Annotated in this window: 13 protein-coding genes and 1 other annotated feature; of the genes, 6 read left to right on the top strand and 7 right to left on the bottom strand. The window is 37.6% G+C overall.

The annotated features are described in order from the left end of the window. Positions 1-11: 11 nt before the first annotated feature. The 7 genes from tssC to dinG form a co-directional block, all read right to left on the bottom strand. Complete coding sequence (gene tssC, locus BTO23_RS06820) at positions 12-1,487, bottom strand: type VI secretion system contractile sheath large subunit (RefSeq protein WP_061002079.1); 1,476 nt, start codon at positions 1,485-1,487, stop codon at positions 12-14. 3 nt (positions 1,488-1,490) lie between these two features. Next, complete coding sequence (gene tssB / locus BTO23_RS06815; protein WP_060990632.1) at positions 1,491-1,988, bottom strand: type VI secretion system contractile sheath small subunit; 498 nt, start codon at positions 1,986-1,988, stop codon at positions 1,491-1,493. 49 nt (positions 1,989-2,037) lie between these two features. After that, positions 2,038-3,588 carry a type VI secretion system protein TssA gene (gene tssA / locus BTO23_RS06810; protein ID WP_105063232.1) on the bottom strand — a complete coding sequence of 517 codons (1,551 nt, stop codon included), beginning with the start codon at positions 3,586-3,588 and terminating at the stop codon, positions 2,038-2,040. Positions 3,589-3,862: 274 nt separating this feature from the next. Next, positions 3,863-4,060 carry a pleiotropic regulatory protein RsmS gene (rsmS, locus tag BTO23_RS06805; RefSeq protein ID WP_105063231.1) on the bottom strand — a complete coding sequence of 66 codons (198 nt, stop codon included), beginning with the start codon at positions 4,058-4,060 and terminating at the stop codon, positions 3,863-3,865. Continuing rightward, positions 4,053-4,604 carry a primosomal replication protein gene (locus BTO23_RS06800; protein ID WP_060990635.1) on the bottom strand — a complete coding sequence of 184 codons (552 nt, stop codon included), beginning with the start codon at positions 4,602-4,604 and terminating at the stop codon, positions 4,053-4,055. The genes rsmS and BTO23_RS06800 overlap by 8 nt, the downstream gene beginning before the upstream one ends. Before the next feature lie 27 nt (positions 4,605-4,631). Next, positions 4,632-5,402, bottom strand: coding sequence for a TSUP family transporter (locus BTO23_RS06795; RefSeq protein ID WP_060990636.1), 771 nt, complete (start codon positions 5,400-5,402; stop codon positions 4,632-4,634). Between the two features lie 120 nt (positions 5,403-5,522). Continuing rightward, a complete protein-coding gene (gene dinG, locus BTO23_RS06790) occupies positions 5,523-7,607 on the bottom strand; it encodes an ATP-dependent DNA helicase DinG (protein ID WP_105063230.1) in 2,085 nt (694 codons plus the stop codon). A gap of 528 nt (positions 7,608-8,135) precedes the next feature. Here dinG and BTO23_RS06785 point away from each other — a divergent pair. The 6 genes from BTO23_RS06785 to hisC all read left to right on the top strand — a co-directional run bounded on the left by BTO23_RS06785 (position 8,136) and on the right by hisC (position 14,998). Beyond that, a complete protein-coding gene (locus BTO23_RS06785; protein WP_105063229.1) occupies positions 8,136-9,095 on the top strand; it encodes a porin in 960 nt (319 codons plus the stop codon). Positions 9,096-9,208: 113 nt separating this feature from the next. After that, positions 9,209-9,826, top strand: coding sequence for a YccT family protein (locus BTO23_RS06780; RefSeq protein WP_105063228.1), 618 nt, complete (start codon positions 9,209-9,211; stop codon positions 9,824-9,826). Between the two features lie 480 nt (positions 9,827-10,306). Beyond that, complete coding sequence (locus BTO23_RS06775; protein WP_061002082.1) at positions 10,307-11,305, top strand: porin; 999 nt, start codon at positions 10,307-10,309, stop codon at positions 11,303-11,305. Between the two features lie 241 nt (positions 11,306-11,546). Continuing rightward, positions 11,547-11,672, top strand: a sequence feature (His leader region). A gap of 69 nt (positions 11,673-11,741) precedes the next feature. Continuing rightward, positions 11,742-12,638, top strand: a complete 897-nt coding sequence (gene hisG / locus BTO23_RS06770; protein WP_060990641.1) for an ATP phosphoribosyltransferase — start codon at positions 11,742-11,744, stop codon at positions 12,636-12,638. Between the two features lie 5 nt (positions 12,639-12,643). Then, the gene (gene hisD / locus BTO23_RS06765; protein WP_105063227.1) at positions 12,644-13,948 is read left to right on the top strand and encodes a histidinol dehydrogenase; all 1,305 of its coding nucleotides are present in this window, start codon (positions 12,644-12,646) and stop codon (positions 13,946-13,948) included. Positions 13,949-13,957: 9 nt separating this feature from the next. After that, a complete protein-coding gene (gene hisC / locus BTO23_RS06760) occupies positions 13,958-14,998 on the top strand; it encodes a histidinol-phosphate transaminase (RefSeq protein WP_105063226.1) in 1,041 nt (346 codons plus the stop codon). Positions 14,999-15,009 lie beyond the last annotated feature (11 nt).

The following is a 15,009-nucleotide window of genomic DNA, read 5'->3' as shown; positions in this document are numbered from 1 at the left end:
GAGGGGACTTATTATTCTTGGTCTAACTTACCAACCAATGAGAGTGTGAAATCAGATCCCATGTATTTAAAATGAGGGCGAACAGATAGATTTACGCGATACCAGCCTGGGCTTCCTTCAACATCGCAGACTTCAATATTTGCAGCTCGTAGAGGGCGGCGACTGCGAACCTCTGCTGGTGGGTTTTCTTGATCTGCTATGTATTGACGGATCCAAGAGTTTAGCTCTTGTTCTAAATCGGTTCTCTCTTTCCAGCTGCCAATTTGTTCGCGCTGTAATACTTTAATGTAATGAGCTAGACGACTAATAATGAACAGATATGGAAGTTGAGTTCCTAGGCGATAGTTAAGCTCTTTATTTTTACCTTCTTCACTATTACCAAAAAATTTAGCTTTTTGAACTGAGTTTGCAGAGAAGAAAGCTGCATTATCAGATCCTTTGCGCATAGTTAACGCAATAAAGCCTTCTTCAGCCAGCTCATATTCTCGGCGATCTGAGACTAATACTTCGGTTGGGATCTTTGTTTCAATATCGCCCATACTTTCAAAGTGATGAAGGGGAAGATCTTCAACTGCGCCACCAGATTGTGGCCCGATAATGTTTGGGCACCAACGGAAGTTAGCAAAACTTTCAGTTATACGAGTCGCCATTGTAAAAGCAGTATTGCCCCACAAATAATCTTCATGAGTAGCAGAGACATTTTCATGGTAATTAAATGTTTTAACTGGATTGTCTTCAGGGTCATAAGGCTGACGTAGCAAGAATCGAGGCAGGGTTAATCCGACAAATCGGGAATCTTCTTGTTCACGGAATTTTTGCCACTTTGAGTATTGTGGGCTTTCAAAATGATCACTTAGATCTTTTAAATCAGGTAACCCTTCAAAAGATTCCAAACCAAAGAATTTAGGCCCTGCAGCTGAAATGAATGGGGCATGAGCCATCGCAGCTACAGAAGCCAAGTTTTGTAGATTTTTAATATCGGGCGCAGAAGGACCAAAGTGATAGTTACCAATAATAGCGCCGACAGGTTGGCCACCAAACGTGCCAAACTCGTTAGTGTAGACATGCTTATAGAGACCTGATTGGGTAATATCTGAGGCATCTTCGAAATCCTCTAATAAATCATTTTTTGATATACTAATGACTTCAATTTTAATGTTTTCACGGAAGTCGGTACGATCAACAAGTAATTTTAATCCACGCCATGAAGATTCTAATTGTTGAAATGATTCATGATGTAGGATTTCATCGACTTGCTGACTTAACTTTTGATCGATTTCTGTAATCATTTTGTCTATAAGTGCTTTTTTGACTGGTTCTTCTTGGTTTTGTGGTTTTAGTAGCTCTTCAATGAAAGCACTAACACCGCGTTTAGCAATACCATAGGTTTCATCTTCTGGTGTTAAATTGGTTTGAGCTACGATTTGATCAAGAAGGCCGACGGTAATGTCATTTTGTGCTTCTTGAACTGTACTTACGTCTGTCATGGATTATTCCTTTTCCTTTGCTAAACCTAACTCGTTTAGTAATTTTTCACGTGCACTTTCATCAACTAGAGCATCTTCGATCGCTTTTCTAAATGAAGGTGCATTTCCTAATGGACCTTTTAGAGAAACAAGAGCTTCACGTAGATCCATCAAGCCTTTTAGCTCGGGAACTTGCTCTACAATGCTGGCAGGATCAAAGTCATTAATTCTTTTAAATGAAAGATCGACCGCTATTTTCTCAGGCCCCTCGCCACCTTGAAGTTGGTTTTTTACGCCAAATGAAATATTTAGATTCTGCTTTTCAATCACATCGTTAAAATTGCTTTTATCGACACTGAATGGTTTTCTATCTTCGAGTTGTCGCTCGTCATCTTGAAGAGTGAAATCACCAAGAACCATCATTTTAAGCGGTAATTCAAGCTCTTCTGCTGAATCAGAGGTTGCTGGTTTGAATGTCACATTTACACGCTCTTTTGGTGCAACAGATCCATCTTTTGACATGGGGTCTCCTAGAATTGTAATTTAAGAACAGCTCAAATATATAAACTGCTTAGTCATTAAGTACTCGTATTGGATTTAGGCAACAGAGTCGTTCACGTAAGGTTGTTATTAATTGGGGATCTTGTTTTTTCACTGGAAGTTTTTTTTGGCAGGTAAGCCAGAGATCCAATAAACGTTCTTCAAGCAGGGGATCCCATTGTGTTAATACTGAATGTGAATATTGTTTGTCTAGCCACCGAAGAAGAGGGACTGCTAGATCATATTTGTTTGCATGCAATAGCAATGTGGCTTGTGAGAATTGCCAGAAGAAAGCCTCTCGTGCAGAGCGAGATTGATGATGTCCACGAATAAGAGGCTGTAGGACATCCGTTAAAGGTTCTTGTTGTAATAAAGATAAGGCTTCTTTGAGTTCTAAGTCCCAATCACTGGCTGTGTTGTTTTCAATATGCTGTGGAGTTGATTGGTTTTGTTTTGTGTTTTGAGAGCAATATTGTTCAATCCATGCTTGTGTTTCTGGTTTTGCAAATTCAGAAGCATCATCAAATTTAAGGTCTGTAATATTAGGTGTTTTCTTTATGAGTAAAGAGAGTTGATCTATCACAGATTGAGCTGCATCGTGATGATTTAATTCAGACAAGGTTTCCCACACCATGAAGTGGCCATCAAGCCAGAAGGGGGATTTAGATAAACTTTCTTCAAGTTCAATGAGTAAATTAGTATGGTTTCCTTCACTCCTTAATTGAGAAAAGTGCTGTTGTCGTGCTTGTGGAACAGGTTTGAGCATTGTGATGTGATCGTCGTTACTTGATGGTGTTTGGTTGATAGTCAGCCAGGTTAATGTACGACTCAATTGGTATGCTTTTTCGTCTCCGATTTTCTGATTTAGCCAATATTTTGAAAGACAACGAGAGACATCTTGTAGATGGCGCAATGCTTTATTTGCATCACGATCATTCGCTATTTCATCTTGTGAGAATGAACTATCTTTTGAAGTAGTGATAGGACTAGTTGATTGATTAACAATAGTGTTTTGTTTATCAGCCACGGATGGTTTTTTTTCTGACTTTAATCGTTTTTTATGTTTATTAAGGTGGTCAATTAACAAAGAAACATTATCTGTTTTAGAATCAAAAGTTGAATTTATTGAGTCATCTAATTTTAATAAAATATCTATTAATTTATCAGTAATATCGACATCTACTATATTATCAATTATTAATTTAGTTTCTTTATTAATAATAAAAACTATTTTGTTAATAGATGAATATTGCAGTTTTTTTCTTTTAGGATAGATATCGCTCTTGTATTTAATGATGAATTCATTAACTAATGTTAAAAGAGATGTATATTCAATAGATGATGTAATGTGCTGAAATGAGAGTAAGATCCAATAAAGCAAGCGGTAATCTTTACTTTTTTTTGATATTAAATTCAATGAATTAGAGTGCACGAGTTGCCAGTCCGTTTTGCTTGTTGCAAACAGATCTGTCGCTTTGTTTATTTCATTTTCAATAGACTCAAACTCAGGTTCATAAGTAAAATCTATGCCTAAGCGATCCTCTTCTGATATATCAGTGAGGATTTCATTATAAGAAAACATATTTACCCTAGCTAATATCAGTCGATGTAAGCATTAAATTGCTTTTTATCAATACTGACACGATGACGTTATAATAAGTTATTATTGATTTGATTGTTATTATCAATCTATTTATAGATAAATATTAAATGGGTAAAATAAAATAATAAAGAGGAATAATTCGTGATGAAAATTAATTGAGAAATAGATCTAAGTTTTATGTAAATAAATCAAATAGAGCTATTTCTGTAGTGTTTAAATATTTTGCAGTTGTCTCATTTTTGAATCTGCTGTCTTACTTATTTTCGTAATCATTGAGTACCATTTTTAATGCACTAATTGCTGTTTGTTTTTCAACATGATTATTTTCTAATAAATAAATTAAATCTACGGCGAGTTTTACGTCATCAGGAGCATTATCAAGAAGACTATTTGTTTTTTCTGTTTCCACAATAGCCTCTGTGTTTGCTGTTGGTTTAGATTGATTAGTCATGCTGTTCTCGATAAGTTATTTGTTGTTCTAGACGCTTCATTGCTTCTTTACAGCGTTGTAATCGTTTCTCTGTGGTTAAGAGTGTTTTTTGTAATCCTTGCTGTTGAGCGAATGAGTTACATTGATTTACAGTATGCTCTTGCTCTCGTACCATTTGAGTTAGTCGACGTTCCCATTCTTGATGTTGGGCTAAGTCTTGGTACATATCGCTAATTGGTTTTTTATAACTGCCTTTTGGACGAGGCTCATTAGATCGAATACGCTGAGTTGCTACTTCCCGTTGAACGGCCTGGATCTGTGAGACAAGCATTTGAGTTAAATATTCAGCCCGTTGTGTTGTAAGAATGTTTGCCTGTTCTTCACGCTGTATTGATTTTAGTGTTTCTTTTGTTTCATTAATGCATGGAACAAGGTAACGACTTCGGCAGCCAAATAATCGTTCATCAAATAGAGGTAAACGCTGCTCACCTCGACGACGATCTATCTCTGCAGCAGTTTTACCCAGCTGCTCAAGCATGATCTCAATAGAACTAAAATTTGTCATATGAACCTCAGTATAAACAGAGTGGCTTTAGAACCAAGCATCTAAAGCTAATTTGACGGCTAGAATACAAACAACCGTTACAAACACGGGACGAATAAATTTAGAACCAAAGCGAATAGCGGAGTGAGCGCCAATAAATGCTCCAACCATTAAACATACACCCATAGTTAGTCCTAAGGCCCAGTTTATATGGCCAAGGATAGCAAACGTAATTAATGAGGTAATATTACTAGTGAAATTCATCGCTTTCGCTAAACCCGAAGCGAGTAAAATATTCAGGCGATACATCGCCATACTACTTACTGTCCAAAATGCACCTGTACCAGGTCCTGCAACTCCATCATAAAATCCTAATATGGAGCCTTGTATGATTTGTTGTTTTTTTAATTTGGGTGTTTTCTCTGGAAGTACATTTTGGTCTGATGTCACACGAGTTGGCCAAATGGTATAAAGAGCGGCAGCTAGAATAACTAAAGGAAGCCCTTTTTCTAGCCATTCAGTTGAAATGTAGTTAACAAGTAGAGTACCAAAGGTTGCGCCAAAAAGGGTTGCAATAAAAGAGGTTTTCCAAAAATTAGGGTCAAACAACTTCTTTTTGAAATAAGTCAATGCGGCTGTTGATGAAGCGAAAGTAGCAGCCAGTTTATTCGTACCTAAAGCAATATGTGGTGGTAAACCAATTGAAAGCAAAGCGGGTACGGTTAGCATTCCACCTCCACCAGCAACAGCATCAATAAATCCAGCAATAAAGGCAACTAATCCCAAAACAATCAGGGTACTAGGCTCAAGAAATTCCATATAGGCTCTTATATAATTATGTGTATCATGATATTGGTGCCAATAATTGAGAACTATAAAAATAGTCTAATTATTGACATTAGTATTAGAATCGCAATATGCGATTGTTCATAACAAAGCTTACTCTATCACTCTCTTAAAAGGAGGTAATGCATCTAAAAGCGCTTTGCCATAACGTTTAGTTATAACTCGGCGATCAAAGAGGACAACTCTACCAGAATCTTCTTCTTTACGCAGTAATCGTCCAACTGATTGGATTAACTTTTTACTGGCTTCTGGAACACTGATCTGCATAAATGGATTCCCACCTCGGCTTTCTATATATTCTGAATGCGCTTCCTCTACAGGAGAGGTTGGAACACCAAATGGTATTTTCGTAATAATTAAATTTGTTAGTAAATTTCCCGGTAGATCTAACCCTTCAGAGAAGCTCCCAGTTCCAAATAAAATACTAACTTTTTTCGCTTCACACAGCTTTTTATGTTTCTTTAATATTTCTTGACGAGATTCTTGACCTTGAATCAATAAACTCCAACCCTGCTTCTTAACTATTTTTTCAATACCTTCAGCTACTTTATTCATTTGCCAATAAGAAGAAAACAAAACTAGGCTTGATGTTTGGTCTGCTAAGTACAATGGTAATTCTTCGATTAACAGATCTGTGAAACCAGGAGCAGAAGGTTCCATTGGTAATTTAGGGATCACTAGTTGTGCATTTTCTTGGTAATTAAATGGTGAAGCTAAAGAGAGAAAACGAACGCCATCTTCTTGTTTTTCTGAAATACCAGCTTGTCGGCAAAAGAAAGAGTAGCTATTTAAAGCTCTCATGGTTGCTGAGACAATGACGGCACCTGCAGCTCGGCTCCATAAGTTTTGCTCTAACTGCCAACCGACTTCAAGAGGAGAGACATTAATTACAACGTCACTTTCTCTATCTTTGCTTTTTTCTAACCAACGAGCGAGTGGTGCACCTTTATCGCTGTTTGGTTTTGCCATTAAGAACCAGACTTGCGCTAAGTTCTCTAATCGTTGCAGATAGAAACCAGTTTCAGCTAAAGCAGGCTCAGCCATTCTTGGGGCTAGCTCCCCATCTTTCATTCGCTCAGAGATTAAATCACTAATTTTTGCTAGCGCTTGATTGGCTTTGGTTGAAAGGTCTTTTAAGTCTTTAGCTTGATCTGCAAGCCAAGTGGGAATTTCACCATGTTCAAAGCGATAAATACCATCATCATTAAATAATGTTGGATCAAATTGTTTACTCAGTTGATTTAAAGAGGGGATAAGTTCTTGTAGATTTTCATGCAACGTATTCTGAAAGCGATTCACACGTTTCTGATCGGCAAGATTGCAAAATTTACTAACTGATTTATTTAATGACTCTAACCAAGAAGCTGTACCCTTTAAATTTGCTGCTGCTGATGAGTGTTCTCGAGCAACATGAGGTAAGTGATGTGCTTCATCAAAAATATAAATAGTTTGCTCTGGCTCAGAAAGAACAACACCGCCACCTAAATCAATATCAGCCATGACTAAGCTATGGTTGGCTATTACTACATCTGCTTTATCTAGATGTTCCCGTGCTTTTTGAAATGGGCACTCACGATGCATTGGCAAGCCGTTATGACAACTATATTTATCTGAAACAATAGATTGCCATATAGGAGGTGGAATAGTGCTAGGCCAACTATCGATATCTCCATCCCACTTACCTTCGCTTAATGCTTTATACATTCTTCTCAAAAGTTCTAAATCTTTCTTTTTAGGTTTTTCTGTAAATAAGGCCGCTTGTTTATCTTCTTCGTGGTTTGTTTCTACTAATAAGGCCAGTTTATGGCTACAACAATAGCGTTGGCGGCCTTTAGCGATAATAAAAGAGAATGGGAGTGGTGAGATCCTACGATAAAAGGGTAAGTCTTTATGCGCTAATTGTTCTTGCAAGGCGACAGTTGCCGTTGAAATAACCACTTTTTTATTATTTAACTTTGCGAAGGGGATAGCACTTAGCAGATAAGCCAAGGATTTACCAATCCCTGTCCCTGCCTCTGCCACAATCATGCGATGCGTCTCACTGTATTCACCTGCAAGTGATTTAGCGATTTCTGCTACTAAATAGTTCTGTGCACGGCGAGGTATAAAGCCGGGAAGTTGGTCTTGTAGCGTTTTATAGCTTTCGCGAATGCAATCAGTAACAGCTTTGTTCAACATGAATCGACTCAATTGAATAAAAAAAAGCATTGTAACATGCCTGCTTAAATGTGATCTCCTGCAAAAAATAGATTCTTATGTAATAAATTAGAGACTTTCGTCACGAAAGTAAGATGTAAGCGGTAAAAAGGTCTAAATGTTAAATTTTAGAACGAGTTAAATGCCTTTAAATTTCATTTTTGTGAGATTTTATTCTTTCCTAATGTTTTTTATGTTTCTTCTTTGAAGTTATATTCTTTTGAAGGTGGAAATAAATATTTATGTTTTATGGGTTACTTATATGACTTCTAGTTAATTAAAGGTGTTATATTTTAATAAGTCTTTGTTATTTAAGGTTTTATGTTTTTTTGTAACTTTTTACTAGTGCCGTTGACATGAGGGGAAAGATTTTGCAAAGTAGCTCTCGAATTCAGAAGTACTGATTAATCACACGGTTAGATGTGTTGGTCGATGCAGAATAAAATTACATAAAAACAGGGAACCGGAAAACGGATTTCCAATCTTTCTAAGAAAAGGCAGTGGATTATTATGAAAAAGACTCTAGTAGCATTATCAGTTTTAGCAGCATCAGCTGGTTCAGCGCAAGCATTTGAAGTTTACAATCAAGACGGTGTAACTGTTGGTCTACACGGTGACATCGAAGTAGTTTACAAAAACGCTTTAGACAGTAGTTCTTACCAACAAGAAATCCAAGATGCTGATTTTGGCTTTGATGTTCGTTACGCTATCAACGACGAAGTTTCATTCGGTGGCTACTGGGAATTTGACGGCGCGAGCGGTGATGTAACTAAGGGGAAGTCTACATCAGCAGAGGTTGGTGATACTTATGTTGCTCTTTATTCTCAATCTTACGGTTCTGTTAAGGTAGGTCGTACTTGTTCTGCACTTGATGATGCAGGTATTGGTTCAGATTACCAGTTTGGTATCAAAACATTTTTCTCTGGTGATGAAGCGTACTGTGGCGATGAAATGTTACGTTATGACCTAGATACTGAAAGCTTTTACATGACTGCTGCGTTTGTTCAAGATAAAAACGGCTCAGAAAGTATTGCTGATGATGGACAGCATGCAGATCTTAAATTAGGTTACCGTGTAGCTGATTTTGATTTTACTGCTTTTGTTGGTAATTCTGATTTAGATAGTGGTTCTACTGAAATGCTTACAGCATTGGAAGCTCGTTTTGCAGGTATTGAAGATATTAATCTATCTGCTGGTTTTTATTCTCTTGATAAAGAGCGTAAAGTTCTTGAAGATATGAAAACAAATACAATTGCTCTAGCTGCTGATTATACTATGGCTGATTGGTTGTTTGCTGCTGGTTATAGCTTTTCATCTGATGATACTAAGGGCTCTGATGATGTTCAAACTTGGTATGTAAACGGTGGTTATGCTTTAGCTCCAAATACAACTGCTTATGCTGAAGTTGGTGGCAATGATGTTAAAGATAGCGAGATTGGTTTAGCTGTTGGTGTGAAAGCTTCTTTCTAATTTGAATTCGCTTATGTTTTTATAAAAAAAGCCACCCATTGGGTGGCTTTTTTTTAGATTAAATAGTTAAAATCGAAAGTAATTATTTAAAATTAATTGAAGGTGATATCAAAATGAAAAGATTGATTGTATTAATAGGATTGTTTTTTACTTCAATACTGAGTGCTGAAGAATTAATTCCTCAAAAGGGAATTGAAATTTTGGTCGTCAATGGGGTTGAAGTTGTAGAAGATAGAGAGCCAGTAGATCTTCAAAGTGGATTGAATCAGGTTGTAGTGAGGTACAGCAATTCGGTAGGTAAAGGAGGCGGTAAAAAAGTCTTTGAATCAAAACCGTTTATCCTATCTTTTGAAGCACCAGAAAAGCAAGCTACACTTATTGCACCAAAAATCTATAGCTATGAACACGCTAATAATACTTTTAAACAATCACCGATGTGGGTAATTAAATCAGACGAGAAAGAGGTTACTTATTCACAAGAAATATTAAAATCTCGAGGTGGCTTTCTTCCCTATCGAGATATTGAGGAGTTAGTGGCGAAGCATAATCAAGAAAATGGAGTGATTTTGGGCTCTACATCAACACTAATAGCAAGTGCGCAAATTGTAGAAAGCAATAAAAAATCAGTAGATAATAGGGTTTCAAACCTTGAACAGCTTCAAGCTTGGTATACCAAATCCTCTAAGGAAGAACGTAAAGCCTTCCAAAAATGGATCATAGATCACAATTAATTTTTAGCCTTTCTTATGAAAACTGTATTGTCATTCTGAAATCTGGAAAATATTCACACAGAATGACAATTATTTTTAGGTCATATTTTATCTCAATTTCTATTTATAAATATTAATCAAACCCACTGCTCAATATGTGCTCATTTAGAACTATTCACATATTTACTTCATTATTATTCGATACTTAACGCGTGTCTCTTGATTTTCTCCGTTGTGTGTATTTATCTAAATTTATATTTTTAGGTTTGATCTGTGTCACAACTATAAATGTTCACCTCTAAGCCGCTGTATTTGATATCTTTATTAATTTTTACTTTCCTTGACTTTGCGCGTTGACACGATGAGAAATATTTAGCAAAGTAGCGTCCAGAAACAGAGACGCTAACAAGCCGCACATTAGATGCGTCTGTAGCGCTCTAAAATAAAGGGAACCGGAAAACGGATTTCCAAATCTTTCTAAGAAAAGGCAGTGGACTTATTATGAAAAAGACTCTTTTAGCGCTTGCAATCGCAAGTATCTCGGCATCAGCGTTTGCTGTTGATACAAGCAGCCAAAACAGCAAAAACGAAGATATGTTTGCATTTGATTCAATGCATAAAGACCAATTCTCAGTATCTGGTTCTGTTGGTGTTGGTGGTTACTACGACACTGGTTCTAAAGCATTTTATGATGATTGGGCTACTGGCCTAACTCTAGCAGTTAACTACCGTAACAATCGTATCGTTGGTTACTTTGAAACTGACTTTATGTTGAACTACACAACAGACAGTGAAACTAAACATGCATCTTCTACAGAGAAAAACTCAAGCCCTGCTACTGATGTAGATAAAGCTTGGTTAGGTTTTGATACTGGCTACGGTATCGCTTCTTACGGTTGGGAAAACGACACTGCTTTAGATGCTATTGACGGTGCTGGCGACTTTACATACGAGTTTGGTGCTTCTGCTGGTGATGCATCTGATGCATTTAACGTAGTTAAATTCCAAGGTGCAACAAATGGTTTCGCTTACGGTGTTTCTTACTTCGAAACTGATGATGTTCATGTAGCTGCTGAAAAAGGCGTGAATGGTTACGTTGGTATCGAACAAGAAGCGTTCAATGTATACGCTGGATATGAAACTCGTGATTCTGATTACGATGTATACACAGTAACTGGTAATGTTAAGCTAGGTGCTGTTAAATTAGGTGCTAACTTCTGGATCGAAGAAACAGATACTAAAGTACTAGATAAGACAAATACTGGATACTACGTATCTGCAGGTTACACAGTCTCTGAAGACCTAACTCTTGCTGCTGGTTACGCTGGTAATACAGAAGAGATCGGTAAAACTGATACAGATTACTCTTTCATGAACGTCGCAGCTATGTACACACTAGCTAAAAACATGGATATGGGTATCGATATTAAGCAACAACTTGACGCTGGCGATAAAGATGAAGAAACCTTCGTATTCGCAGCTGGTTACTACTACTTCTAATCTCTTGATTTAAAGTAAACCAAATTATTAAGCCAGTCATTATGACTGGCTTTTTTTCGTTTGAATAAAGATAGTTATTAGAATTAGTTCTTAGCCCTTTAATGATCCAAAAATTTTCTTTTAAAAAAATGATCTTTTTTGTTGAAATAAAACCACAGTTTGATAATGTGTTTACAAGGTTAAAAACAAAATCAATTTGTTACTAAAGGTTTATAATTATGCGTATTCAAGGTCTGAACATTCATCATCACCATCATCCTGAGTAGTCTTTCGGGAGGATATGCATATCCGGAAGGCAATTAGAATTTCCTTCCGATGAATACAATTTCAAACCCTCGGAAGGTAAAATTTCTGAGGGTTTTTTCGTTTTATGACCAAAATTAAGTAACAGATAACTACCACAAATTTAGAATTACATTTTTACAAGGAAGAAATTATGTCAGCACAACGTCTACGCATCGCGATTCAAAAGAAAGGCCGTTTATCTAAAGAGTGCCAAGAGCTATTCAAACGCTGTGGCATGAAATTTAATATCTCAGGCGAGCGCTTAGTGGTTCATTCTGAAAATATGCCCATTGATTTATTGTTAGTTCGTGATGATGATATTCCAAGCCTAATCATGGATGGTGTTGTTGATTTAGGTGTGATTGGTGAAAACGAATTAGAAGAAGTGCGTTTAGAGCGTAAAGCGTTGGGTGAGCCTTCATCATTCACTACGCTGCGCCGTTTAGATTTTGGTGGTTGCCGTTTATCTATTGCTATCGATAAAGATGAAACTTACAACGGTCCACAAGATCTTGCTGGTAAACGTATCGCAACGACTTACCCACAACTACTTAAAAGCTTTATGGATGAACAAGGTATTCCGTTCTCAACTTGTATTTTAAATGGTTCTGTTGAAGTTGCTCCGCGTGCAGGCCTTTCTGATGCCATTGCTGATTTAGTTTCAACAGGCGCAACGCTTGAAGCAAATGGCTTAAAAGAAGCTGAAGTGATTTTCCGCTCAAAAGCGACACTAATTCAACGTGAAGGCGAGTTCGATGCAGATAAAGCTGCATTAATCGAAAAACTACTGACTCGCATGCAAGGGTGTATTCAGGCCAAAGAATCTAAATACATTATGCTACACGCACCTACAGATAAATTAGAAGCAATTAAATCACTACTACCAGGTGCAGAAGATCCAACAGTACTTCCTTTATCAAGTGATGGTGCAAAAGTGGCGGTTCACCTAGTCAGTACTGAAAATCTATTCTGGGAAACAATGGAGCAACTAAAAGCATTGGGTGCGAGCTCTATTCTTGTATTGCCAATTGAGAAGATGATGGAGTAACCATTATGAAAACCCTAGTTTGGCAATCACTTAGCGATTCACAACAAGATACTGTCTTACAACGTCCTGCTATTACCGAAGGCGCAAATATTACTGCTGCGGTAACTAGCGTGATTAATACCGTTAAACAAGACGGTGACGCTGGCGTATTAGCGTTAACAGAAAAGTTTGATGGTGTGAAACCAGAGTCGATTCGAGTATCTAAATCAGAAATTGATGCGGCAAGTGAACGTTTATCTGAAGAGATGAAAGCGGCGCTACAACAAGCGTACAGTAATATCTCTAAATTTCACAAAGCTCAAAAACCGCAACCAATTAAAGTAGAAACACAGCCAGGTGTGGTGTGTGAACAAATCACAATGCCGATTAATAAAGTGGGTCTGTATATTCCAGGGGGCAGTGCGCCATTACCATCAACGGTATTAATGTTAGGTATTCCAGCTCAAATCGCCGGTTGTCAAAAAGTGGTGTTGTGTTCTCCTCCACCAATCGCCGATGAAATTTTATACGTTGCAAAACTATGTAAAATTGATGAGGTATATAATATTGGTGGTGCTCAAGCCGTTGCCGCTATGGCTTACGGTACTAAATCGGTTTCTAAAGTTGATAAGATCTTTGGCCCAGGTAACGCATATGTAACTGAAGCTAAGCGTCAGGTATCTAATGATTTCCGTGGCGCAGCCATTGATATGCCAGCAGGTCCATCTGAGGTTTTGGTTATTGCGGATGAAACGGCAGATCCTGATTTTATTGCTGCGGATCTTTTAAGCCAAGCAGAGCACGGTCCAGATTCACAAGTGGTTCTTGTTACGCCATCTCCAATCATTGCAGATCAAGTGGCTGATGCGATCGAAAAGCAATTAAAAGAGTTATCTCGCTCTGATATTGCACGTAAAGCATTAGGATCTAGTTTATTGATTATTGCTGAATCACTTACTCAGTGTGTATCAATTTCAAATTTTTATGGTCCTGAGCACTTAATTGTTCAAACTAAAAACCCACGAGAATTGCTGCCACTGCTGGATAATGCAGGTTCTATTTTCTTAGGCAATTACTCGCCTGAATCTGCAGGGGATTATGCTTCTGGAACTAATCACGTATTACCAACCTATGGTTATACAAAAACCTACTCAAGTTTAGGTTTGGCTGATTTTTCTAAACGCATGACAGTGCAAGAATTAACAGCAGATGGCTTAAAAGGCCTAGCCCCGACAGTGGTAACAATGGCGGACGCAGAAGGACTTGATGCTCACAAACGAGCGGTTACAATCAGAATTGAAAAATTAGCTAAATTAGAAGCGAATCAATAGGAATTCATGATGGAAAAGTTAGCCAGAAAACAAGTGCAAGCATTAACTCCTTATCTCTCTGCTCGTCGTATTGGTGGCACAGGGGATGTGTGGTTAAACGCCAATGAATCCCCATTTGATAATGAATACAAATTCAATTTTGCACGCCTTAACCGTTACAGTGAATGTCAACCACCAGAGTTGATCAATGCTTATGCGGCTTATGCAAATGTAAAACCAGAGCAAGTGCTAACGTCACGTGGTGCTGATGAAGGTATTGAACTATTAGTTCGTGCGTTCTGTGAGCCAAATGAAGATGCGATTTTATATTGCCCGCCAACCTATGGGATGTACTCAATCAGTGCAGAAACCATTGGTGTAGAGACTAAAACCGTACCACTAACTTCTGATTGGCAGTTAGATCTTCCTACAATAGAAGCAAGCTTAGAAAATGTAAAAGTCGTGTTTGTGTGTAGTCCAAATAATCCAACAGGCAACATTGTTAATCGTAAAGATATTATTTCATTGCTTGAGATGACAAAAGATCGCGCAATTGTCGTAATGGATGAAGCTTACATCGATTTTTGTATGGAGAAGTCTACGGTCGATTTACTGGCTGATTATCCACACCTTGCGATTCTTCGTACACTATCAAAAGCCTTTGCACTGGCTGGCTTACGTTGTGGTTTTACATTAGCCAATGAAGAACTGATTAATGTATTACTTAAAGTGATTGCGCCATACCCAGTGCCAGTTCCAGTGGCTGAAATTGCGGCTCAAGCCTTATCTGAAGCAGGTTTAGCTCGAATGAAATACCAGATGCTTGATTTAAGTGCTAACCGTGCTTATTTACATGCAGGGTTAATGGTATTGAATGGTGTCACCGTCCATGAAGGTTGGGGTAACTATTTATTAGTGCAATTCTCTGATGGCGATGCAGTGTTTAAAGCAGCGTGGGATCACGGTATTATTTTACGTAATTCACCAATTAAAGATTGTGTGCGTATCAGCGTAGGTAATCGCGAAGAGTGTGAAAAAACTCTTGGATTTATTCGTAATCAATTAATGTAATCTTATCCCCA

The organism is Aliivibrio sifiae, from assembly GCF_002954715.1.
Taxonomy (GTDB): domain Bacteria; phylum Pseudomonadota; class Gammaproteobacteria; order Enterobacterales; family Vibrionaceae; genus Aliivibrio; species Aliivibrio sifiae.
The sequence above is the reverse complement of the archived record's forward strand: the minus strand, read 5'-3'. Positions and strand labels throughout refer to the sequence as shown.

What these genes read in the sequence shown, in the direction of transcription:
- BTO23_RS06780 (WP_105063228.1), top strand. Translation starts at nt 9,209, where the DNA reads ATGAAAAGATTGATTGTATTAATAGGATTGTTTTTTACTTCAATACTG.
- rsmS (WP_105063231.1), bottom strand. Translation starts at nt 4,060, where the DNA reads ATGACTAATCAATCTAAACCAACAGCAAACACAGAGGCTATTGTGGAA.
- hisC (WP_105063226.1), top strand. Translation starts at nt 13,958, where the DNA reads ATGGAAAAGTTAGCCAGAAAACAAGTGCAAGCATTAACTCCTTATCTC.
- BTO23_RS06775 (WP_061002082.1), top strand. Translation starts at nt 10,307, where the DNA reads ATGAAAAAGACTCTTTTAGCGCTTGCAATCGCAAGTATCTCGGCATCA.
- hisG (WP_060990641.1), top strand. Translation starts at nt 11,742, where the DNA reads ATGTCAGCACAACGTCTACGCATCGCGATTCAAAAGAAAGGCCGTTTA.
- BTO23_RS06795 (WP_060990636.1), bottom strand. Translation starts at nt 5,402, where the DNA reads ATGGAATTTCTTGAGCCTAGTACCCTGATTGTTTTGGGATTAGTTGCC.
- tssA (WP_105063232.1), bottom strand. Translation starts at nt 3,588, where the DNA reads ATGTTTTCTTATAATGAAATCCTCACTGATATATCAGAAGAGGATCGC.
- BTO23_RS06785 (WP_105063229.1), top strand. Translation starts at nt 8,136, where the DNA reads ATGAAAAAGACTCTAGTAGCATTATCAGTTTTAGCAGCATCAGCTGGT.
- hisD (WP_105063227.1), top strand. Translation starts at nt 12,644, where the DNA reads ATGAAAACCCTAGTTTGGCAATCACTTAGCGATTCACAACAAGATACT.
- dinG (WP_105063230.1), bottom strand. Translation starts at nt 7,607, where the DNA reads ATGTTGAACAAAGCTGTTACTGATTGCATTCGCGAAAGCTATAAAACG.
- BTO23_RS06800 (WP_060990635.1), bottom strand. Translation starts at nt 4,604, where the DNA reads ATGACAAATTTTAGTTCTATTGAGATCATGCTTGAGCAGCTGGGTAAA.
- tssB (WP_060990632.1), bottom strand. Translation starts at nt 1,988, where the DNA reads ATGTCAAAAGATGGATCTGTTGCACCAAAAGAGCGTGTAAATGTGACA.
- tssC (WP_061002079.1), bottom strand. Translation starts at nt 1,487, where the DNA reads ATGACAGACGTAAGTACAGTTCAAGAAGCACAAAATGACATTACCGTC.